This is a genomic window from Streptosporangium sp. NPDC004631, from assembly GCF_053601935.1.
Genome location: NZ_JBSGCR010000029.1, coordinates 57,091 through 78,709, shown reverse-complemented (window position 1 = coordinate 78,709; position 21,619 = coordinate 57,091). Strand labels below are relative to the sequence as shown.

The 21,619-nt window shown below is 70.3% G+C and carries 20 protein-coding genes and 1 pseudogene; 10 read left to right on the top strand and 11 right to left on the bottom strand.

The genetic code is table 11. The annotated features are described in order from the left end of the window. Positions 1–59: 59 nt before the first annotated feature. Positions 60–1,370 carry an MATE family efflux transporter gene (locus ACWEF2_RS25020; protein ID WP_453818783.1) on the bottom strand — a complete coding sequence of 437 codons (1,311 nt, stop codon included), beginning with the start codon at positions 1,368–1,370 and terminating at the stop codon, positions 60–62. 338 nt (positions 1,371–1,708) lie between these two features. Here ACWEF2_RS25020 and ACWEF2_RS25015 point away from each other — a divergent pair, with 338 nt between their 5' ends. The 6 genes and pseudogenes from ACWEF2_RS25015 to ACWEF2_RS24990 all read left to right on the top strand — a co-directional run bounded on the left by ACWEF2_RS25015 (position 1,709) and on the right by ACWEF2_RS24990 (position 7,902). Next, complete coding sequence (locus tag ACWEF2_RS25015) at positions 1,709–4,174, top strand: replicative DNA helicase (RefSeq protein ID WP_453818782.1); 2,466 nt, start codon at positions 1,709–1,711, stop codon at positions 4,172–4,174. A gap of 293 nt (positions 4,175–4,467) precedes the next feature. Beyond that, positions 4,468–5,702, top strand: a pseudogene (locus ACWEF2_RS25010) (RNA-guided endonuclease InsQ/TnpB family protein). Positions 5,703–5,715: 13 nt separating this feature from the next. Beyond that, entirely contained in the window at positions 5,716–6,063 is a 348-nt protein-coding gene (locus tag ACWEF2_RS25005) for a transposase (protein ID WP_453818781.1), read from the top strand. A gap of 387 nt (positions 6,064–6,450) precedes the next feature. Further along, positions 6,451–7,095 (top strand): hypothetical protein, encoded by a 645-nt coding sequence (locus ACWEF2_RS25000; protein WP_453818780.1) that lies wholly within the window; start codon positions 6,451–6,453, stop codon positions 7,093–7,095. Positions 7,096–7,223: 128 nt separating this feature from the next. Next, positions 7,224–7,472, top strand: coding sequence for a hypothetical protein (locus ACWEF2_RS24995; protein WP_453818779.1), 249 nt, complete (start codon positions 7,224–7,226; stop codon positions 7,470–7,472). Positions 7,473–7,578: 106 nt separating this feature from the next. Beyond that, a complete protein-coding gene (locus ACWEF2_RS24990) occupies positions 7,579–7,902 on the top strand; it encodes a transposase (protein WP_453818778.1) in 324 nt (107 codons plus the stop codon). A 273-nt stretch (positions 7,903–8,175) separates the two neighbouring features. Here ACWEF2_RS24990 and ACWEF2_RS24985 read toward each other — a convergent pair whose 3' ends face one another. Next, positions 8,176–8,901 (bottom strand): HAD family hydrolase, encoded by a 726-nt coding sequence (locus ACWEF2_RS24985; RefSeq protein WP_453818777.1) that lies wholly within the window; start codon positions 8,899–8,901, stop codon positions 8,176–8,178. A 216-nt stretch (positions 8,902–9,117) separates the two neighbouring features. Between ACWEF2_RS24985 and ACWEF2_RS24980 the strand changes: the two genes are divergently transcribed. Beyond that, positions 9,118–9,660 (top strand): hemerythrin domain-containing protein, encoded by a 543-nt coding sequence (locus tag ACWEF2_RS24980; protein WP_453818776.1) that lies wholly within the window; start codon positions 9,118–9,120, stop codon positions 9,658–9,660. A 90-nt stretch (positions 9,661–9,750) separates the two neighbouring features. Here ACWEF2_RS24980 and ACWEF2_RS24975 read toward each other — a convergent pair whose 3' ends face one another. From ACWEF2_RS24975 to ACWEF2_RS24960, 4 genes are all read right to left on the bottom strand, one after another. Beyond that, positions 9,751–10,698, bottom strand: a complete 948-nt coding sequence (locus tag ACWEF2_RS24975; RefSeq protein WP_453818775.1) for a CHRD domain-containing protein — start codon at positions 10,696–10,698, stop codon at positions 9,751–9,753. Between the two features lie 232 nt (positions 10,699–10,930). Continuing rightward, positions 10,931–11,641, bottom strand: coding sequence for an anti-sigma factor family protein (locus ACWEF2_RS24970; RefSeq protein ID WP_453818774.1), 711 nt, complete (start codon positions 11,639–11,641; stop codon positions 10,931–10,933). A 421-nt stretch (positions 11,642–12,062) separates the two neighbouring features. Further along, complete coding sequence (locus ACWEF2_RS24965) at positions 12,063–12,797, bottom strand: ABC transporter permease (RefSeq protein ID WP_453818773.1); 735 nt, start codon at positions 12,795–12,797, stop codon at positions 12,063–12,065. After that, on the bottom strand, positions 12,794–13,693 hold the full coding sequence (locus ACWEF2_RS24960) for an ABC transporter ATP-binding protein (RefSeq protein WP_453818772.1): 900 nt from the start codon (positions 13,691–13,693) through the stop codon (positions 12,794–12,796). Before ACWEF2_RS24960 ends, ACWEF2_RS24965 begins: the two co-directional genes overlap by 4 nt. A 134-nt stretch (positions 13,694–13,827) precedes the next feature. Here ACWEF2_RS24960 and ACWEF2_RS24955 point away from each other — a divergent pair, with 134 nt between their 5' ends. The 3 genes from ACWEF2_RS24955 to dnaN all read left to right on the top strand — a co-directional run bounded on the left by ACWEF2_RS24955 (position 13,828) and on the right by dnaN (position 17,223). Beyond that, complete coding sequence (locus tag ACWEF2_RS24955; RefSeq protein WP_453818771.1) at positions 13,828–15,351, top strand: sensor histidine kinase; 1,524 nt, start codon at positions 13,828–13,830, stop codon at positions 15,349–15,351. Further along, on the top strand, positions 15,348–16,007 hold the full coding sequence (locus tag ACWEF2_RS24950) for a response regulator transcription factor (RefSeq protein ID WP_453818770.1): 660 nt from the start codon (positions 15,348–15,350) through the stop codon (positions 16,005–16,007). The genes ACWEF2_RS24955 and ACWEF2_RS24950 overlap by 4 nt, the downstream gene beginning before the upstream one ends. Positions 16,008–16,122: 115 nt before the next feature. Beyond that, positions 16,123–17,223, top strand: a complete 1,101-nt coding sequence (gene dnaN / locus ACWEF2_RS24945; protein WP_453818769.1) for a DNA polymerase III subunit beta — start codon at positions 16,123–16,125, stop codon at positions 17,221–17,223. Between the two features lie 227 nt (positions 17,224–17,450). Here dnaN and ACWEF2_RS24940 read toward each other — a convergent pair whose 3' ends face one another. The 5 genes from ACWEF2_RS24940 to upp all read right to left on the bottom strand — a co-directional run bounded on the left by ACWEF2_RS24940 (position 17,451) and on the right by upp (position 21,586). Next, positions 17,451–18,140, bottom strand: a complete 690-nt coding sequence (locus ACWEF2_RS24940) for a FadR/GntR family transcriptional regulator (RefSeq protein WP_355600106.1) — start codon at positions 18,138–18,140, stop codon at positions 17,451–17,453. 109 nt (positions 18,141–18,249) lie between these two features. Continuing rightward, on the bottom strand, positions 18,250–19,611 hold the full coding sequence (locus ACWEF2_RS24935) for a helix-turn-helix domain-containing protein (RefSeq protein WP_453818768.1): 1,362 nt from the start codon (positions 19,609–19,611) through the stop codon (positions 18,250–18,252). A gap of 132 nt (positions 19,612–19,743) precedes the next feature. Then, on the bottom strand, positions 19,744–20,274 hold the full coding sequence (locus ACWEF2_RS24930) for a PH domain-containing protein (protein ID WP_453818767.1): 531 nt from the start codon (positions 20,272–20,274) through the stop codon (positions 19,744–19,746). A gap of 287 nt (positions 20,275–20,561) precedes the next feature. After that, complete coding sequence (locus tag ACWEF2_RS24925; RefSeq protein WP_453818766.1) at positions 20,562–20,792, bottom strand: hypothetical protein; 231 nt, start codon at positions 20,790–20,792, stop codon at positions 20,562–20,564. A 155-nt stretch (positions 20,793–20,947) separates the two neighbouring features. After that, entirely contained in the window at positions 20,948–21,586 is a 639-nt protein-coding gene (gene upp, locus ACWEF2_RS24920; protein ID WP_453818796.1) for a uracil phosphoribosyltransferase, read from the bottom strand. Positions 21,587–21,619 lie beyond the last annotated feature (33 nt).

Here is a 21,619-nt window from a genome sequence, read left to right as displayed (position 1 = left end):
TGCCGCAGGGCATTCCCACGGGACAAGAGCTTGCCGGTTACGTGGTGGACACCTCCAGATCACGCACCGATCACCAACCACGCCGTGCCGCGTGCCCGAAGGCCCAGGGTGATCAGCCGGGCCGCCATCCACACCCCCAGCGCCAGCCACAACGTCACCAGGCCGCCGCCGGCGGCCACCACGGCCAGCGCGGCGGGCAGGTACGCCAGGGTCGTCCACAGCCCCGCCCAGGCGAGATAGCGCTGGTCACCCGCGCCGATCAGCACACCGTCCAGGACGAACACCACCCCCGCGACCACCTGAAGGGCCCCTATCACCCAGAGCAGGTCGAGCAACTCCCCGGCCACCACGGGGTCGGCGTCGAACACGCCGGGCACGAACGGCCTGGCCGCGATCACCAGGAACCCGAGCAGCAGGCCCGAGCCGATCCCCCACTCGACCATCCTCCGGGTCGCCCTCCGGGTTCCGATCACGTCGCCGGCGCCCAGGGCCCGGCCGGTGATGGCCTGCCCGGCGATGGCGATCGCGTCCAGGGCGAACGCCAGCAGGGTCCAGATCCTGATGGCGATCGTGTGGGCCTCTATCTGCTCCTGGCCCATCCGGGTCGCCAGGGTGGCCGCGACGGTCAGCACCACCTGCATGCACGCCGTACGGATGACCAGGGCGATCCCGGCCGAACCCGCGGCCCTGACGCCCGCTGGGTCGGGCCGGAGCGGCGCCCGGTGCCGCCCGAACATCAGGGCGAGATATACCGCGGCGGCGAGCGACTGGGCCAGCACGGTGCCCCAGGCCGCGCCCGCGATGCCCCAGCCCAGGCCCAGGACGAAGACGAGGTTGAGCACCGCGTTGAGCGCGAAGGACCCCACCGAGACCAGCAGCGGGGTCGTGGTGTCCTGCATGCCCCGCAGCACGCCGGTCCCGGCCAGCACCAGCAGCATGGCGGGAACGCCCAGGAGGCTGATCCTCAGGTACGTGACCGCCTGCCGGGCCATCTCGTCCTCGGCGCCGATCAGGTGGACCAGCCAGGGCGCCAGCGGCCACACCACCACGATGATCGCCAGTCCGACCCCCGCGGCCAGCCAGAGACCGTCCACCCCCTGCCGGACGGCCCGCCGGAGGTCGCCCGCGCCGATCTGCCGGGCCACCGCCGCCGTCGTGCCGTAGGCGAGGAACACGCACAGCCCCACCAGGAAGCCCAGCACGGTGCTCGCCACCCCCAGCGCGCCGAGCGCGGGCGCGGGCAGACGGCTGACGATGACGGTGTCGGTCAGCAGGAACAGGGGCTCGGCCACCAGGGCTCCGAAGGCCGGGACCGCCAGCCGGAGGATCTGCCTGTCGTGGGCGCGGTCCGCGCTGGAGGTGAGGGGCACCTCTCCATTGTGTCCGTTACCCCTGCGGAGGCCGTCAAGGGGATCAAGGGGATGAGCCACCCCGAGGGGGGAGAGTTTCGGCGTGTCGCCACAACTTTCTTTCATCCACAGGCAGTGGATGACGTTTTTGCAGGCCAGAGCGGTGTTCCGGGTCGCGGAAAGCAGTTATCCACAGCACTGTCCCCAAGGTGCCCACATCTCTGGGGGAAAACTGCACACCTTATCCACACCTCTGTCGACAGGTCGCGTTGCCACCTGGTCCGGGAAACGGCGAGACTGTCACACCGGTCGGCTACAACTGGAGATAGCGAAACCACGTTCGAAAGAGGGGGTGCACGGTGAGCATCGCGGAGCCACCGGTCTTCGAGCCAGGGTTCGAGCGCACCCCGCCGAACAACATCGAGGCCGAGCAGTCCGTCCTCGGCGGCATGCTCCTGTCCAAGGACGCCATCGCCGACGTGGTGGAGGTCATCCGCTCCGACGACTTCTACCGCCCCGCCCACCAGATCATCTACGACATCATCACCGACCTGTACGGCAGAGGCGACCCCGCCGACGCCGTCACCATCTTCGACGAGCTCCAGAAGCGCGGGGAGGTCGCCCGGATCGGCGGCGGCGCCTATCTCCACACGCTGACCGCCGTCGTGCCCACCGCGGCCAACGCCGGCTACTACGCGAGGATCGTCCGTGAGCAGGCCATCCTCCGGAGGCTCATCGAGGCCGGCACCCGCATCGTCTCCTACGGGTACGGCGGGCAGGACGAGGAGGTCGACGATCTCGTCGACCGCGCCCAGGCCGAGATCTACAAGGTCACCGAGCGCCGCACCTCCGAGGACTACATCCCCCTGGCCGACATCATGCCGGGCGCCCTCGACGAGCTGGAGGCCATCGGCGGCCGGGGCGGCCAGATGGTCGGCGTCCCCACCGGCTTCCAGGACCTCGACGCCCTCACCAACGGCCTCCACCCCGGCCAGATGATCGTCGTGGCCGCGCGGCCGGCCATCGGCAAGTCGACCCTGGGGCTGGATTTCGCCAGATCCGCCGCCATCAAACACGGCATGACCACCGTGGTGTTCTCGCTGGAGATGTCGCGTAACGAGATCACCATGCGCCTGCTCTCGGCCGAGGCCAGGGTCGCGCTCCACTCGATGCGGTCGGGCACGATGACCGACGACGACTGGGCCAAGCTGGCCCGGCGGATGGGCGAGGTGGCCGAGGCCCCGCTGTTCATCGACGACTCGCCCAACATGTCGATGATGGAGATCCGGGCCAAGTGCCGCCGCCTCAAGCAGCGCAACGACCTGCGTTTCGTCATCATCGACTACCTCCAGCTGATGTCCTCGCCCAAGAAGACGGAGAGCCGGCAGAACGAGGTCTCCGAGATCTCCCGGGCGATCAAGCTTCTCGCCAAGGAGCTGGAGGTGCCGGTCATCGCGATCTCCCAGCTGAACCGTGGCCCCGAGCAGCGGACCGACAAGCGCCCCATGGTCAGCGACCTCCGTGAGTCGGGCTGTCTCACCGCCGACACCCGGATCCTCCGCGCCGACACCGGCGCCGAGACGTCCCTGGGGGAGTTGCTGGAGAGGGGAGAGCGCGACATTCCCGTGTGGTCGCTCGACGAGCGGCTCCGGCTCATCCCGAGAACCATGACCCATGTGTTCCCGAGCGGGGTCAAGGAGGTCTTCCGGCTCCGGCTGAGGTCCGGCCGGGAGATCACGGCGACGGCGAATCACCCCTTCATGACCTACGACGGCTGGCGTCCGCTGGGCGAGCTCCCGCCGGGGGCCCGGCTGGCGGTGCCCCGCCACGTGCCGGCTCCCGAGCGGCTCCAGGAGTGGTCACAGGACGACGTCGTCCTGCTGGCGCGCGCGGTCGGTGACGGGTCCGGGGATCCGATCTCCGCGCGGCCGGGCTCACCCGGGCCCTCCGGGCCGGGGGGCCCGCGGAGACATGTTCCCGCGGAGGTCTTCTCCCTCCCCGGACCGGGGCTCGCCCTCTTCCTGCGGCACCTGTGGGCGGCCGGCGGTTCCGTCCGATGGGACGAGGGGAACGGCCGGGCACGGATCGACTACACCTCCACGAGCCGGCGACTGGTCGACGACGTCGCCCGGCTCCTGCTGCGCTTCAATGTGATGACCGGGGTGGCGGAGACCCGGGAGGACGGTCACCGGCCGGGATACCGGCTGTACGTCCACGGCCCGGAGAACCAGCTCCGTTTCCTCCACGACATCGGTGCGCACGGCCCGCGGTCGGCGGAGGCGGAGCGGTGCGCCACCGCGCTGCGCGCGGTCACGGCGGAGAAGGCCCTTGACACCGTTCCCCACCAGGTCTGGGACAGGGTGGGGAACGTGCTGGCCGAGGAGGGCCCGGCCCGCCACGGCCCCCCGGCCGAGTCCGGCACCCGGCCCGGCGCAGGCGCCCCGGGGCACCGCGCCCCCGTCCGCGAACGCCTGGGACGGGTGGCCGTGATCCTCGACGACGCCCGGCTGGAGATGATCGCGACCAACGACGTCTTCTGGGACGAGGTCGTCTCCGTCGAGAGTCAGGGGGAGCAGGCCGTCTTCGACGCCACCGTGCCGGGCACCCACAACTTCGTGGCGAACGGCATCGGCGTTCACAACTCGATCGAGCAGGACGCCGACATGGTCATCCTTCTCCACCGTGAGGACGCCTACGAGCGCGAGTCCCCCCGAGCGGGTGAGGCCGACCTGATCGTGGCCAAGCACCGTAACGGCCCCACCGCCACCGTCACCGTCGCCTTCCAGGGCCACTACAGCCGCTTCGTCGACATGGCCCCCCACTAGGCCTTCTCCTTCGGATCACTCTCACGGGCGTGCGGTAGGTTGCCCGCCATGACTGAGCTCGGTTCCGTCGCCTGGCCACCTGCCCCGATAAGGACCGAACGGCTTGTGCTCCGTAAGCCCGAGGCCCGGGACCGTGCGGCGTTCATAGGAAACCTCCGGGGAGACCCCGCCTTTAGGCCGGGGAGGAATCGGGCCCCTGCGGAGCAGGGCAGGGGCAGGCGATTCGCCGTAGGGCGAACCGCCGTACGGAAACACGCACGATACTTAACTGATCGTGCGGTAGAATGTGAGGCGTGGCGCAGATCGTGAAGCGGGCCTACAAGTACCGCTTCCACCCGACCCCCGAGCAGGCTTCCGAGCTTGCCCGGACGTTCGGCTGCGCCCGCCTCGTCTACAACAAGGCTCTGGAGATGCGCACCCGCGCCTACACGCTGGAAGGCCGGAAGGTCTCCTACGTGGAGTCGTCGGCGGTACTGACCGCGTGGAAGAAGACCGCCGGCCTCGCGTTCTTGAACGAGGTGTCGTCGGTGCCGCTCCAGCAGGCGTTGCGGCATCTTCAGGCGGCGTTCGCGAACTTCTTCGCCAAGCGGGCCAAGTACCCCACCTTCAAGGCGCGCAAGAGGTCGCGGGCGAGCGCGGAGTACACCCGCTCGGCGTTCCGCTGGCGCGAGGGCGCGCTGACCTTGGCGAAGATGGACGGCCCGCTGAACATCGTGTGGTCGCGGCCTCTTCCCGAGGGCACGGAGCCGTCCACCGTCACCGTGTCGAGGGACGCGGCGGGACGCTGGTTTGTGTCCCTGCTGGTGGAGGAGACGATCCGCCCGCTCGACCCGGTGGACGCGTCGGTCGGGGTCGATGCCGGGATCACGTCCCTGGTGGCCCTGTCGACCGGGGAGAAGGTCGTCAACCCGAGGCATGAGCGCGCCGACCGGCGCAAGCTCGCCAAGGCTCAGCGGGAGCTGGCCCGTAAGGCCAAGGGCTCGGCGAACCGGGCCAAGGCCCGCCGGAAGGTCGCCCGCGTGCACGCGCGGATCACCGACCGCCGCCGCGATCACCTGCACAAGCTCACCACTCGTCTCGTCCGTGAGAACCAAACGGTCGCGATCGAGGACCTCACCGTCCGCAACCTGGTGAAAAACCACTCCCTGGCCCGGGCGATCTCCGACGCCTCGTGGCGGCAGCTGCGGGGCATGCTGGAGTACAAGTGCGCCTGGTACGGGCGGGAGCTGGTGGTTGTGGACCGCTGGTTCCCCTCCTCCAAGCTCTGCTCGGCGTGCGGAGCCGTCCAGTCGTCCATGCCGCTGAACGTCCGGGAGTGGACCTGTCCCTGCGGCGCACACCACGACCGGGATGTGAATGCCGCGATCAACATCCTCGCCGCCGGGCTGGCGGAGAGGTAAAACGCCTGCGGAGCCGGTGTAAGACCCCAACGGAAATCCTTCCGGGCGGGCGACCGGCTGTGAAACAGGAAACCCAACCGGCGACGGTTGGAATCCCCTCCCTTCAGGGAGGGGAGGATGTCAACTGATCGTTGATCTGGGGTGTCGTTGACCGATGCCCAATGGGCTCGGATCGAGCCGCTGTTGCCGGACCGGACACCTCGACGAGGCGGGCGATGGCGGGATCACCGGCAGGTGATCGACGCGATCGCCGGGAAGTACCGGACCGGTTCTTCCCGGATGGACATGCCGACCGAGTTCGGCTCGTGGAAAGGCGCCCACAACCGGCTGCGGAAGTGGGCCGCCGACGGCACCTGGGAGAAGGTCTTCACCACGTTGCTCGTCCAGGCCGGCGCTGAGAGTGACCTGGACTGGGGCGTCGTGGTCGACCGGCAGGAGGCGGTCGCCGCCCGGGTGACAGGGCAGGCGGCGGGGCAGGTGACGGCGTGATCTGGCGTCGCCGTACATCCGGCCGTCACCGCGACATGTCCGGGCGGCACCGCGACGGGTGGACCGACTCCTCCGTCCCGCCCGGATCCCGCCGCCGGTGGGACAGCCGCCGGGCTCCGCGCCCCCTGAAGCAGGCGCCGCGGCGTCCTTCCCCGGCGCGCCGCCGCGCCGTATGTCGTGCGGTTCGGAAAGGAGGGGCCCGGGCCGTACGACGTGGAACTTCCCGTCGAGACGGTCCGCACAGCGGAGCCTGATGCCGTGACCGGGGTCGTTCGCCGGGCCGGGCGCCGTCCGCCGGCGCCCGGTCATCCACACCGCTGCTCGCCGTACCGGCGCCGTGAAACCCGAGCAGTGGGAAGGGGAGAAACGATCATGTAGGGTCGTGCCATGTCTCGGACGTCTGGATCTTCTGCCGGTCCCGTCACCGCCGACGACGTTCAGCGCGCCGTCCGGCTGGCGGTCGCCGCCCTGCGCCCGGCGCTCGCGGCGGACTGGGACGTCAGGGCGGGCTCCCTGGAGTGGAGTTGCTGGGAGACCGTCGAGCACCTCGCCGACGACCTGTTCTCCTACGCGGCCCAGTTGGGGCCCGAGACGCCCCCGCTGGACGACCACGTCCCGTTCGACTGGATCCGGAGGAATCCGGGAGGACCGGCGAACGTGATCTTCGCGAATCGCCGTCTCGGCCCCGCCGGGCTGCTCCAGGTGCTGGAGGCCAGCGGGGCCCTGCTGGTCGCCGTGGTCCGTACCGCCTCACCGGATGTCCGAGCGTTCCACGTCTTCGGGGTCGCGGACCCGGAGGGCTTCGCGGCCATGGGCGTGGTGGAGATCCTGGTGCACACGCACGACGTCGCCGAGGGACTCGGCGTCGGGTGGGAGCCGCCCGCCGACCTGTGCGACCGGGTCCTGAACCGCCTGTTCCCCGACGCCCCGACCGACACCGACCGCTGGCCCGCCCTCCTGTGGTCCACCGGCCGCGCGGACCTCCCCGGCCGCCCCCACCCGACCTCCTGGCGCTGGTACGGCGCCCCCTGATCCATCGGCACGCCACGGTGACACCCGATGCGCCGGTGTTCGGCGGAGTATGCGCCGGAGTCCATTCGACTCGCTGGGAGCCGGTCACTCCCAAGCCGCTGACTGGGTCGGCCAAGGGATTCCCGTCCTTGGTGAAGACCGAGACGACAACCACCCCGGTGGACGGCACAGGCTGGAAGACCGGCGCCAAGCCGCCCAAGAACGCGGTGCCGGTCGACGAACGACGCGAGTGGCGACCCGGTGACCACCGTCCAGCCCGGCTGCGCATCGATCGCACTTTCGGTCAGCTGGGCAAGCCGACCGAGCAGATCGGTTCGGGGCCGACAGCCGCGGTTATGACGCGAACAAGAAGATCAATGGGCGCAAGCGGTTCGTAATCACCGACACGCTCGGGCTGCTGCCGGCGGTGATGGTCCGCCCGGCGAGCGTGCAGGACCGCGCCGGGGCCACGACCCTGCTGCCGGGGTTGTATCTGAGCGGCGTTTGCCGGGTCGGGTGGTCTTCGCCGATCAGGGCTTTTCCGGACGATTGGTGGCCTGGGCGCGCGAGGCGCCGGGCATCATCGTGTTCATCGTCGCCAAGCCCGCCGAGCAGCGCGGCTTTCGGGTGCGTCCCAGGCGGTGGGTGGTCGAGCGGGCCCTGGCCTGGCTGATGATGCATCGGCGACTGGCCCGCGACTACGAGCGTCGACCGGTAACGAGCGAGGCGATGATCCGGTGGGCGGCGATCAGCACCCCGCTGCGGCGGATCATCCGCGGTTATCCCGCCCAGAGGCCCGGACCACGGCCACTCGAATGGGTCCGTTGAGGTTGGCGATCACCTCTCGAACACCTTCCGAGTCGCCGGTTATTTTGCGCCAAGCGTCGAGGTTCCCAAGGATCTCGTTAGCGGCTTTGGTCCAGGGGAAGGGCTTGGAGCGGCGTTCCAGGCGTCGATCCAAGATCGGATGTCGTCCTTGAGCTCTGTTGTGACGCTGCGACGCGTGAAGCGGTACAGCTTGCGATCGCGATCGGTGAGGTCGGTGAAGCAGGGCTCGGCCGCACCACCTCCCGCGCCGAGGACACCGGCCGGCATCGATCATCACCCAGGACACCGACTCAGGGCGGTCGCCAACTCCTCCAGCGAGCGGATCACCGTGACCCCGTCAGGGGGCGTCGTTCCGGTGGACACCCGGTCGAGCCAGTAGGAGCGCAGGCCCGCGTCGCGGGCGCCAAGGCCGTCGGTCTCGTACGCGTCGCCGACGTAGGCGACCTGGTGAGGGGGCAGGCCAAGCATCTCGCACCCCGCCAGGAAGATACCGGGGTCCGGCTTGGCCGCGCCGTGTTCGTCCGAACAGAGGATCGCGTCACCGAAATGACGCAGCAGTCCGATCGCGTGGAGTTTGCGCCGCTGGTGCGCCGACGACGAGTTGGAGACGACGCCGAGCCGGAATCCCGGCGCGAGCGTGCTGAGCGCGGGTTCGGCGTCCGGGAAGGCGGCCCACGTGGCGTCTCGGAGTCTTTCGTGTCCGGCGAACCAGTCGGACGCCTGGCGATCGGAGATACCGCCGGGCGGAAGGCGCCCGACGTGTGCGAGAAGCCGCCTGGTCCTCGCGTGCCGCTGCTCGGTGAACGTCGACTCGCCGGCGAGAAAGCGCGCGTACTCCTCCTCCGTGATCTTCTGCCAGACCGCCACAGCGTCGGCCGGTGACGGGAACAGTTCCAGCAGCCTCTCGGCGGCCAGGTGTGCGAGCACGCCGGCCCGCTCCGAGGCCGAGTAGTCGAAGAGCGTGTCGTCAACGTCGAACAACACCCCGTGGATCGTCATCCGCCCCCCTCACCGGAGCGATGAGGACCGGCGGCCCGCCGGCGGTCCTCGGAACTCCTGGCATGGTCACTGTCAGCCCGCGTATCCTCGCAGCCCGGGCCGGTCGGTGACTGCTTGACGGTCCGTCCGAATGATGATGGAATCCCCGGTCAGTGTCGCGGTGCACCCGGCGAAGAGACAGCCGTGGGCATGGAGGCGCCGAAACATGGGATATCCATGGAAACCCCCACCGACCCGGACGGCCGTCTCACGGCGTTCGGCAACCAGTTGATCGAAGTTCACATATGGCTCCGCGAGGAGCTGGCCAGGCTCCGTGAGGACGTTGACGCCCACCTCGACGGCCACGCCGAGCGGCCACGGGAGCTGCGGGCGCACTGCCTGACGTTCTGCTCGGCGCTGAGCCTGCATCACACCGCCGAGGACGACGGGGCGTTCCCCGCCCTGGCGGAGCGGTTCCCCGAACTGCGCCCCGTGCTTGAGGAGCTGAGCCGAGACCATCATCTGGTGGCCGGGATCCTGCGCGAGCTGGAGGAGTTGCTCGGCGGTCTCGTGGCGGACCCCGGTCCGGCCGAGGTGCAGCGCGTGCGAGCCGAGCTGGACGGCCTGGCCGCCCTGCTGGAGTCGCACTTCGTCTACGAGGAGAAGCGGATCGTCGCGGCCCTCAACTCACTGGGTGCTCCGAACCCGGACGGCTCAGGGCCCGATTTCCCGCCGGCCGTCGCCGACGCCGTCCGGCGGCGCGGCATCGACATCGGCTGATCCCGCCGGGCCCGGCCGGGACACCCGGTGAGCGGGGCCGCCGGACGTCCTCGGCCGGCGCCGGGGCGCCGCGTGGTCAAAGCCGCGGGGTCACCAGCCGCCGTGGGCCCGGTGCAGCTGGCCGCGGACCGCGCCGCCGTCGAACTCCGTGGTGTGCAGGTTGGCGTACCAGTTCATGGGGTTCTTCTTGATTCCCTGTGCGATGTCGGACTTCACCGGCGCGGTGCCGGCGATTCCGGTGATCGACTCGGGCAGGCCGTTGGCGTCGGCGAAGAGGTCGACCACGACCGGGCCGTTCTTCCCCTTCTCACCCCGGTGGATGTGCCCGTTGGTGGGGGCGGAGACCCGGTTCCAGACGGTGGCGTAGCGCAGGTTCGCGCCGTCGAGGCCGATGAGCCACTGGGCGCGGCCGTCCGGGTCGCCGACCTTCTTGCCGTCGGCGGGCACCTCCTGGGCGCCGTCGGCCTGCGACTGGAACGCGGCGTGGGTGCCGTCGGCCAGGATCGCTGCCAGGTCGACCGGATGGCTGAGCCTGAACAGCTGGGCTCGTACCGCTCCGCCGGGGAACTCACCGGTGTGCAGGTTGGCGTAGAACCCGCCCGGGTTCTTCTTGATGGCGGCCGACAGCCCGCTGTCCCCGACCTTGACGCCGCCGGCCACGGCCTTCGCGCTCCCCGGCAGCGCCTCGCCGAAGAAGCCGACCTTGACGTCGCCGTTGGCGCCCGCCCGGCCCTGGTGGATGTGGAAGGCCGTGGGCGCGGCGGTGTTTCTCCACCGTACGGCGTAGGAGATCTGGTCGCCGCTGACCCGGATCACGGCGTAGGCGCTTCCGTCCTTGTCGCCCACGGCCGGACCGCCCTTGACGGGCACCTCGTTGGCTCCGGTGAGACGGGCGGCGAAGTAGACGGCCGGGGACGACGAGGAGCCCCGGGCCGCCGCGGACTCCGTGGTGCCGGCCTGCGCGGCCGTGGGCGCCGACGCGGCGATCAGACCGGCGGTGAGGGCCACGGCGGGAAGGGCGAGGGTGCGCTTGGACATGATGAACCTCTCGTTGACGTGCGATAACTGAAGCCGTTGTGCCTTTCTCCCTGTTGTACGGCGCCGGAGAAGAGAGAAGTTCAACCGATAAATCCGTAAATTTACGTATTCGCCAGGGGGCAGAAAACGCCCCCTCGCCGGGTGGCGAATTCGAGGGGTCGTCGCGGTCCCCGTCCTTCGGGGATGTGACGGACGATTTCGGGATTCGTCGGCGAGAGGGCGTTTCCGTGGATCAGACCTTGACGGTGAGCAGTGTCCTGCCGTCGGTCGTCCTCACCTCGAAACGGTCGATGTCGGCGGGCGGGAACGCGGTCCCGCCGTGCACGTACAGCGGCTCAGGGGAGCCGGTGACCCCGTATCCGGCGACCGGCACCGCCCATCCGGTGACGACGCGCCGCCCGCCCGTCCTGGAGACGGCGATCAGATCGCACTCCAGAGGTCCCCTGACGCCGGTGAGCTTGAGGGCGGCGTGGGTCCCCCAGCCCTTGCCCTCCAGCACCAGCTCACCCGCGACGCCGGCGGCGCCCGTTCCGGCGATTGGCTCTCCCCGCCGGAAGAACTCCTCGGCCGGACCGTGCGCGGAGTGTCCGGGCACTCCGGCCCCGCCGGTGCCGGAGACGACGGTGCCCACCGTGACCCCGCCGGCCACCAGGGCGACGGCGGCGGCGATGCCGATCACGAACGTCCTCCTGCGGGCCCGCCGGACGGACGCCTGCCTGTACCGGAGCAGGTCGATCATCTCGGCTGGGGCTCCACCGTCGCGGTTGTCGTCCTCGACGGGGCCGACCCCGGCGAGCACCCCCGCCGTTCCGGAGATCCCGGCCAGCTCCGCCGCACAGGAGAAGCAGCCGGAAAGGTGCGCCGAGAAGGCGTTCCGGTCGGCCTCTTCGAGCAGTCCCAGGGCGTAGGCGCCCACGTCGGTGTGTTCGATCCGCGAGTTCACGCCGTCACCCCCCTTTCCTCCGGACGCGGCCGCCGCGACCACCTGAGCGGGCCACCGGGTCCGCGTGAGGTGTTCACCGGGGATTCGAATCCGAGCGGGTCGGCCGGTGGCGGGGGACAGGTGCTCTGTCGCATCATGGCCTGCGTCCTTTGATCCGTGCGAATGCCCAGGAGACCGGGGGCCCCGCGCTGTGCCGGGTGATCGGGCCACTCGCCGTCCCACAGCCGGGGAGGCTGAGCGATTTCGGCGTCGGCAGGCAGTACGCGGCCGGATCCGGAACGGGTTCAACGGATCGCACGGAATTTTCGGCGCGGTATTCGCCCGGTTGTGCGCCGTACCCTCCCGGATGGCCGCCCCTCACCGGTTGTCGCACGGATCGCCTCACCCGCCGTTCCCCGGCTCCGAACGACCACTCGGCGGGTCACTCCCAGCGGAACAGCCGGGTGGCCAGCACGCCGGTGACCAGCACTGTCGCCGCCATCACCACCAGATGCAGCGGTTGCGGCGCGTGGCCCGCCCAGGTGTCGCGGAGCGCCTGGGCGAACGGGGCCATCGGCAGGAAGTCGCCGATCCGCCGTGCCAGGTCGGGGAGCAGTTCGCGGGGGATCCACATGCCGGCCAGGAAGAGCAGCGGGAACATCAGCAGCGAGCCGATGCCGGGCGCGGACTTGGCGCTGGGCGCCACCGCGGCGATGAGCAGGCCCAGGCCGAACATCGACGCGCTGCCGAGCAGGAGGACACCCACGAACGACGCGAGGGCGCGGGGCGCCGGCACGCCGAGGACGAGAGTGCCCAGGCCGATCAGCGCCGCGGTGGCGACGACCGTCACCGCGATGTTGTTCACCACCTGGGCGACCAGCAGCCGCGCCGGGCCGACCGGGGTGGTGGACATTCGGCGCAGCACGCCGCTCTCCCGGTAGGTCACCAGCGTGCCGGGCAGTACGGTCAGCGCCATCGTCACCACGGACAGGATCACCATCATGCCCGGGAGCTGGGTGTCGATCACCCGTTCCCCGCCCAGCTCGGGGCTGGCCTCCCGGAAGCCGGGGATGCTGCCCAGCCCCAGCAGCAGCGCGAGGGGGAGCAGGATCGCGAAGATCGGACCGCCCGGTTCGCGCAGGAAGAGCTTCGCCTCGATCATGATCATCTTTTTCATGCGGAGATCTTCTTTCCGGTGAGGGCCAGGAAGGCGTCGTCGAGGGTGGCCTGTTCCAGCCGGAGGTCGGCCGGGACGACCTCGACCGAGGCCAGGGCGGTGGCGATCGCCAGGAGCAGGTCGCCGGTGCCGGTGACCTCGATCAGCGCACCGTCGTGTCTCACCTCGCCCACCTCGGGCAGGACGCCGAGTACCGCGTCGTCGAAGGCGCGGGACGGCCGGAACCTGACGCGCTGCGGCCGGTCGATCCGGGAGATCAGCCCGGACGGGCTGTCGACGGCGACCAGCCGGCCGGAGTCGATCAGCGCCAGCCGGTCGCAGAGCCGCTCGGCCTCCTCCATGAAGTGGGTGACCAGCACGATCGTCACCCCGTCCGCGCGGATCTGCCTGATGAGCTCCCAGGTCTCCCGGCGGGCCTGCGGGTCGAGACCGGTGGTCAGCTCGTCCAGGATCGCCACCCGAGGGTTGCCGACCAGCGCCAGCGCGATGGACAGTCGTTGCTGCTGGCCGCCGGAGAGCTTGCCGTAGGCGGTGTTTCTCCGGTCGGCCAGCCCGACCCGCTCCATCAGCGCGACCTGGTCGGCGGGCCTCCTGTAGAAGGAGGCGTAGAGGTCGAGCGCCTCCCAGACCTTGATCTTCGCGGGCAGGACGGATCTCTGCAGCTGGACGCCGAGCCGTTCCCTGAGCTCGGTGCCGCCCAGACCCCCCAGCACCCTCACGGTCCCCGAATCGGGGGTGCGCAGGCCCGCGACGCACTCGACGGTGGTCGTCTTGCCCGCCCCGTTGGGACCGAGAACGCCGAAGATCTCGCCCTCCTCGACGGTGAACGACACGTCGTCCACCGCGAGCCGGTCACGGTACCGTTTGCGGAGGTTGTCGACCTCGATGACCTTCATGCCGATGACGCTAGGACCGGCCGCCGGCCGTGCGGAAGCCGTCTGGGTACCCGCCGGGGGTGGGGATACCTCCACCCCGGGAGGGCGCATGGCCTCACTGGGCACCGCGGCCCCGATCACCGAGACTCTTATCCATGAGACGACACGCGACGACGATCGGCCGGGCACTGGCGCTGGGGGCGGCCCTGGGAGGGCTGGCCCTGGCGGACGTCGTGCTGGTCGCGCTGACCGCCGCCGCCATGGTGCTTCTGACGTTCGGGCTGATCTTCTTCTTCATGCCGACGACCAGGCTGATCAGGCGCCGCACCATGCTGGCCAGAAGGCTGACCGGCCGGTGGCTGGGCGTGGAGGTTCCCCCGTCCTACCGGACGCCGCCGCCTCCGCCCCGCCCCCAGCCGGACGGCTGGTACCGGCACGAGCGCCAGCTCTACAAGACCCCGCGCTGGCCGGCCTGGAACAACCGCCTGAACTGGATGTTCACCGACCCGGCCACCTGGCGGGACGGGCTCTGGCTGTTCCTCAACCCGCTCGTCGGCGGGGCCCTGTTGCTGCTGCCTCTGGGCGCGCTCGGATCCGGTCTGGCCATGCCCTGGTACTGGGCCCCGCAGGCCGCGCCCCTGGGGGTGGCCGTCGCCGTCGCCGGGGCGGCCTCGGCGCCCTGGCTGCTCCGCTGCTACGCCTGGTGGAACCGGCTGTTGCTCTCCCCCACCGCCAAGTCCGTGCTGAGCGGCCGGATCCGGCAGCTCGACCGGGTCAGGCTGGAGGTGGCCGACTCCCAGGCGGCCGAGCTGCGGCGGATCGAACGTGACCTGCACGACGGGGCCCAGGCCAGGCTCGTCGCCATGGGCATGATGCTCGGCGCGGTGGAGGAACTGGTGGACAGGGATCCGGCCGCGGCCAAGACCCTGCTGGCCAAGGTCCGTGAGGCCTCGTCCACGGCGCTCACCGAGCTGCGCGACCTGGTCAGGGGCATCCATCCGCCGGTCCTGGCCGAGCGCGGCCTCGGCGACGCCATACGGGCACTGGCGCTGGACAGCCCGCTGAAGGTCACGGTCACCGTCGACCTGAAGGCGCGCCCGGACTCGCCTGTCGAGTCGGCGGTCTACTTCTCGATCAGTGAGCTGCTCACCAACGCGGCCCGGCACGGGGGTGCGGACCGCGTCTGGATCGACATCAGCACCCGGGGCAGGACATTGCGCGTCACCGTCACCGACGACGGCTCGGGAGGCGCCGACCCCTCGCGGGGCAGCGGGCTGCACGGCATCGAGCGGCGGCTGGCGGCCTTCGACGGGGTGCTCGCGCTCAGCAGCCCGCCGGGCGGACCGACCACGGCCACGATCGACCTGCCGTACGCGCTGACCGGGCTCGAACCGGTCAGACCCTCCATGCCCCGGTGGAAGCTCGCCGTCGTGGGACTCGGCTGGGGACTCGGCTGGCTCCCCCTGTTTCCCCAGGGGCTGGTCCCGATGGTGCTGAAGATCACCGGCCAGGACGTCCGCAGCTGGTTCCTGGCGCTCTACCTTCCCGGGCCGTGGCAGTGGCCGATGATCGTCTTCAACATCGCCCTGGGCCTCACCATGTACGGCCTGGCCATAAGCCTTCCCATCATCCACGCACGGAGGCATCCGGCGCGGGAGGGCACGGAGCCGGACCTATGAGCTCCCGAGTCGTCATCGCCGAGGACCTCTACCTGCTGAGAGACGGTCTGGTCCGCCTACTCCAGGCGCACGGCTTCGAGGTCGTCGCGGCGGTCGAGTCCGGGCCCGAGCTGCTCGCCGCGCTGACCACGGAGCGGCCCGACGTGGCCGTGGTGGACGTACGGCTCCCGCCCACCTTCACCGACGAGGGACTTCAGGCCGCGCTGGCCGCCCGCAGGGCCGTCCCCGGCCTGCCGGTGCTGGTGCTCTCCCAGCATGTCGAGCAGCTCTACGCCCGCGAACTGCTGGCCGACGGCTCGGGGGCGGTCGGCTATCTCCTCAAGGATCGGGTGTTCAACGCCGAGCAGTTCGTCGACGCGGTCCGCAGGGTCGCCGCCGGGGGCACCGCGATGGACCCCGAGGTGATCGCCAAACTCCTGGCCAGCACCGCCAGGCACCAGCCGCTCGGGGCGCTGACCCCGCGCGAGCGCGAGGTGCTGGAGCTGATGGCCGAGGGCCGTTCCAACGCGGCCATCTCGCAGCGGCTGTTCCTCAGTGAGAGCGCGGTCGGCAAGCACACCGCGGGTATCTTCGGCAAGCTCGGCCTGGCCCCCTCCGACGACGACAACCGCCGGGTCCTGGCCGTACTCGCCTATCTCGGCGCCGCCCGCGGATGACCCCCGCCCGGCGGCCCACGACGACGGCCGGGGGTTTTCTGTCGGACGCACCGGATACCGTTCCTAGGAGTACGGTCACCGCAGGTGGTGGCGTTCAGGACGAAGGAATGATCAGGTGAAGTTCCGGGTTAATCGCGATGTCCTGGCCGACGCCGTGGCCTGGGCCGCCCGGGTGCTGCCGAACCGCCCGGCCCTCCCCGTGCTCTCCGGCCTGTTGCTGGAGGCCGACGGTGACGATCTCGTGCTGTCGGCCTTCGACTACGACGTCTCGGCCCGCGCCTCGGTCGAGGCCGACGTGTCCGAGCCTGGCCGGGTGCTGATCCCGGGCCGGATCCTCGCCGAGATCACCCGCAGCCTGCCCGCCATGCCCGTGGAGATCGCCACCAGCGGCTCCGAGGCGGTGCTGACCTGCGGCAGCGCCGAGTTCGGCCTGCTCACCATGCCGGTGGAAGACTTCCCGACCCTGCCGACGGCGCCACCGAGGGTCGGCGCGCTCGGTGGCGGCGTCTTCGCGAGCGCGGTGAGCCAGGTGGCTCCCGCCTCCAGCCGCGACGAGACGCTTCCCATGCTGACCGGCGTCCGGATCGACATCGGCGGTGAGACCGTGACCATGGCCGCCACCGACCGCTACCGCATCGCGGCCAGGGAGTTCGCCTGGCGTCCCGAGCGGCCCGACCTCACGGCCGCCGCCATGGTGCCCGCCCGGGTGCTCGTCGAGGTGGCCAGATCGCTGCGTGGCGGCGAGGTGTCGGTGGGACTGGGTGACGGGGTGGCCGGGTTCGAGAGCGTCGGCCGGACCACGACCGTCCGCCTGCTGGACGAGCAGTTCATCGACTACCGCTCCCGGCTGACCGACGACTGGCCGATCCGGGCGGACCTGAGGGTGACCCCCTTCATCGAGGCGATCAAGCGGGTGGCGCTGGTGGCCGAGTCCAACACCGCGATCCGGCTCTCCTTCAGCCGGGGGCAGGTGCTCATCCAGGCGGGCGGCGGCGATCTCGGCCGGGGCACCGAGGTCCTGGACGCGGAGTCGTCCGGCGGCGACATTCAGATCGCCTTCCAGTCCCAGTTCCTGCTGGACGGCCTGGCCGGGGTCGAGACCGAGCTTGTCCGGCTCAACATGCACTCCCCGAGCCGTCCGGCCCTCATCACCGAGGTTCCCGGCGACGCCGATCCCGACTTCCGCTACCTCGTGATGTCCCTGCGCCTCGGCTGACAGTCCGGCGGTGGCGGACCGGTGCGGCGTCGGCGGACCGGCACCTGGCGGCCTCCGCACCCCACGGTTCGCCAGGCGGGTGCCTGGCTCTCTCTCATGGGAGCCCCCTCAGGGGAGGCGCGGATCCCCGCCGGCTCGGGACGCCGAGGACGGGGAAGGCCGCCCCCGGCGGTCTCGGGCCGGCGGCCGGGTGTTCACGCCTCCATGACCTCCGCTGGGGAACGGAGCTAGGCCGACAGCTCCTGGGTCTCGGTCAGGGCGATCAGGATGTGCTCCATGCAGGCGTGGCCGGCGCGCTCGGCGGCGGCGGCGTCGCCCGCCGCGATGGCCCGCGCGATGGCCTCGTGGGGGATGTAGGTGCTGTTGATCGAGGTGCCCGCGGCGGTGATGCTGGCCCGCAGGGCCGCCGAGAAGTCCTCGTAGAGGTCGATCAGGACCAGATTGTGGGTGGCCTGGACGACGGCGACGTGGAAGGCGAGGTCCGCCTCCACGAAGGCGGTGGGCTCGCCGAGCTCCCAGGCACGCTCCCGTTCGGCCAGGGCGGCCTCGATGTGGACGATGTCGGCGTCGGTGCGCCTGGTCGCGGCCAGCCGGGCGGCCTCCACCTCCAGGGCGCGCCGTACCTCCAGGATCTCCAGCTGTTCGGCGGCCCGCAGCCGCCGCAGCATGGCCCCCGACAGCTCGCTCGTGGCACGGACGTAGGTGCCGTCGCCCTGACGGCACTCCAGCAGGCCGGCGTGGGTGAGGGCCCGCACCGCCTCACGCACGGTGTTGCGCCCCACCCCGAGCTGTTCGGCGAGCACGGTCTCGGTGGGAATCTTCGTATTCATCTGCCAGGAGCTCGAAGTGATCTGCTCTTTGAGCTGATCGATCACCTGGTCGACGAGAGACGCCCGCTGCGCCGTACGCAGACTCACAGTCCGCCTCCTCCGGGGAAACCAATCATCCTACAAGTCAATGACTGGTAGACCCTATTTATTCCAGAGGCAGAGAAACAAATCTGGAACGCGGCGAAAGCGGATGGCCTTATCGGGCCAGCGCCGAATCGACCGTCATTCCCACCACCGCGTCCCGCACACCGGCTGCCTCAAGTGCCCTACGATACGCGCCGGTCTGTCCCTCACCGGCGCCGACCCTGCCGTAGAGGTCGCCTAGTTCACGCCAGACCCGGGCGATCTCCCGATCGGGGTGGGAGCGCTCGGTACGCAGGTCGTCGAGCAGATCGCGAGCGGTGTCCAGGGCCGCCTCGGCCTCCCTCGCGGCTGTGCCGCGCGCGAGCGCGGCCTCGGCGCGCACCAGGTGCGCGGTGGCGGAGACGGGACCTGACCTGCCGGCCAGCGTGTCGAGGGCGGAGCCGGCCAGGTCGGCCGCACCGTCCGAATCGCCGTCGGCGAGCCGGAGACGGGCGAGAACGACGAGGCTTCCGGCGTGTTCGCGGGCCTTCTCGGTGAACCCGGCGTAAACCCCGCTCGCGGCCGTCGCCAGCTCGCAGGCCGCCTCGCGTGAGGTCTGGTCGAGGGAGACGGCGAGCCGTGCCCAGTCCAGCGCGATGCCGGCCAGCCGGAACGCCATCCGCGCCGGACGGCCGGTCGCGATCGCGTCGTCGGCGAGCCGTACGGCCAGCGCGGAGTCCTCGCCCTGGGCTGCGGCGACGCTCGCCTCCCAGAGAGAGTGGATCTCCAAGGTGCGGTTCACCGCCGCCGGAACGCCGTTGACGGCCAGGATGTGCCGGACGTAGGACAGCCCGGGAGACTGCGGCCTGCCGGCCTCGGTCTCCACCAGGGCCGCGGCCAGCTCCACGGCGATCTCGCCCTGGGTGAGGGCCAGGTGGTTCACCTGGGTGAGCGCGTGGGCCGCCAGGTCCCTGGCACGCAGGGTGTCCCCCGCGCGCTGGTAGCAGCGGCTCAGGGCCACCGTCAGGGGCAGGTCGGCCAGGCGCTCGGGGTGGGCGGCGGCCTCGCGGCGGAGCCGCTCGAACGCCTCCACCGCGGCGCCGATCCTGCCCTGGGCCTCCAGGGAGCGAGCCCGCCCCAGCCGCGCGTGCGCGGCCAGCATGGCGTTCTCCTCGCCGGCGACCTTGACGATCTCACCGAACCGCTCGGCGGCGACGGACGGATCACCGTGCTGCAGCTCCAGCTCCGCGTGGCGGAGGCCGAGCTCGGTGTCGATGCGCTGGCGCGGCTCGATCCCGTGCAGCAGAAACTCGGTCGTGCACCCCAGCCGCTCGGCGAGCAGCCGCGCGACCACGGGGGTCGGCGTACGCTTGCCGGACTCGATGAGGGAGACATAACTGTCGGAGAGGTCAGGCCCTGCCAGCTGGGCCTGAGACATGCGCCTACTCAGCCGCAGTCCGCGGACGCGGTCACCGATGGTTCCCTGACTCGGCATCTGATCTCTCAGGGCGGGGGATGGTCAATGTTCCCGCCATGATTGCACGAAGCAGTCGAATCGGTAACCCCACGTGAAGAGAATCCACAGGGGAGTCTTGCCTACCCCTATGTCAGAAGGGACATAGGGGCCTCAATCATCCGAATCGTTACCGCCGGGGAAGAGCATCTGGCAGACCTCCAGATACAGGGTCTCCGGGTAGGGGATGTAGGTCACGGTCGACAGGGCCTGATCCTGACCGGCCGACTCCAGGACGAACTCGCCGTACCCCAGCATGCGGCCGAGCAGTGAGCGCTGGAAGCTCATGTCGGTCACCTTGCCGAGCGGCATCATCGCGACCTTGCGCGTGATCAGGCCCGTGGTGAGCAGCATCCGCTTGGAGGTGACCACGAAGTAGTCGACCGACCACTCGGCCACCTTCCACACGAAGCGGATCAGCAGCAGCAGCCATGCCCACCAGACGACGACGAGAGCACCGCTCCCGCCCTGGTCGCCGAACCACTTGCTGAGCAGTCCGGCCAGGATCAGGCCGCCGAGAACCTCGGCGACGGGACGGAGTAGCACGGCCGGGTGACGCCGCACCATGATGACCTGGTGTTCGTGGGGGAGTAGGTAGCGGTTGACCGACGCGGGAGCGGAGTCCCCGTGGGTCACAAGTCTCATGACAGATGGGAAACGAATTGGGCCAGAGAATCGGCCGCGTTGAAAACCGTGTCCATAGCGCCCCTTACTGCGTTTGCCGCATCACCTGGTCGTGTGAACAGGTAAAACGCCACGAAAGCGATGGCGCTGTACGATAGAGCCTTCTTGACCTGCACTTCGGCCTCCTACTACCACTCACCCACTGCACCCGCCGTATACATTACCCATGGCATTCGCGAGGTAAAGCGCATCGACCCATTCGTGTCCAGGCGTTCCGCGAAGACCTGATCGGGACGATGTGATCTCCGTCACCCACGCTCGCTCGCGACCAGCGCGAGGACTTCGAGGTGTTTGCGGGCGATCCGCTCGACCAGTCCCGGATGGGCGTGGCCGGTCACCTCCAGCGCGCCGTAGTGCGCCGCCGCTATGCAGCGGGTCACCGTGGTCGCCGGATGGACCTCGGAGAACTCGTCCCGCAACGCGGCACTGACGTGCTCGTAGGGGTCCGGCTCCGGATCCGGGATGCTTCGCTCGCTCATGGTTCTCCCTGGTGTGCGTCCGCGGCCCTCCTGGCCGGGAACACAGAAGAGATGTCTTCGTCACTCTTGGTACCCAGACAAGCACATCATGTAACGGACGAGTGGCGGAACGACTCGCTTTTCGGGAAGAAGATTTTTCGGACGGTGCCCTGAAGTCAGACGACGCCGTAGAGGCGGTCGCCCGCGTCCCCCAGCCCCGGGACGATGTAACCCTGCTCGTTGAGCCGCTCGTCCAGGGCCGCGGTCACCAGGCGGATCGGCCGGTCGCCGCCCGCGAAGACCCGGTCCAGGTGCGCGATGCCCTCGGGGGCCGCCAGCAGGCACAGCGCGGTCACGTCGTCGGCACCGCGCTCGAAGAGGAACTCGATCGCCGCGGCCAGGGTGCCGCCGGTGGCCAGCATCGGGTCGACCACGTAGACCTGACGCCCGGACAGGTCGTCCGGGAGCCGGGTGGCGTAGGTCTCCGCCTTCAGCGTGGACTCGTTGCGGATCATCCCGAGGAAGCCGACCTCGGCGGTCGGCAGCAGCCGGGTCATGCCCTCCAGCATGCCCAGCCCCGCGCGGAGGATCGGAACCACCAGCGGGTACGGCTGCGCCAGCCGTACGCCCCGCGCCGTCGCCACCGGGGTCCGCACGGTCAGCTCGGTGACGCGGACGTGCCGGGTCGCCTCGTAGGCGAGCAGTGTCACCAACTCGTCGGCGAGCCGGCGGAAGGTGGGCGAGTCCGTGTCCGCGTCCCGCAGAGCGGTCAGTTTGTGTGCCACGAGTGGGTGCTCGACGACCAGGGTTTCCATGGGCGTCAACGGTATCCCGGATGGGCACCCGGG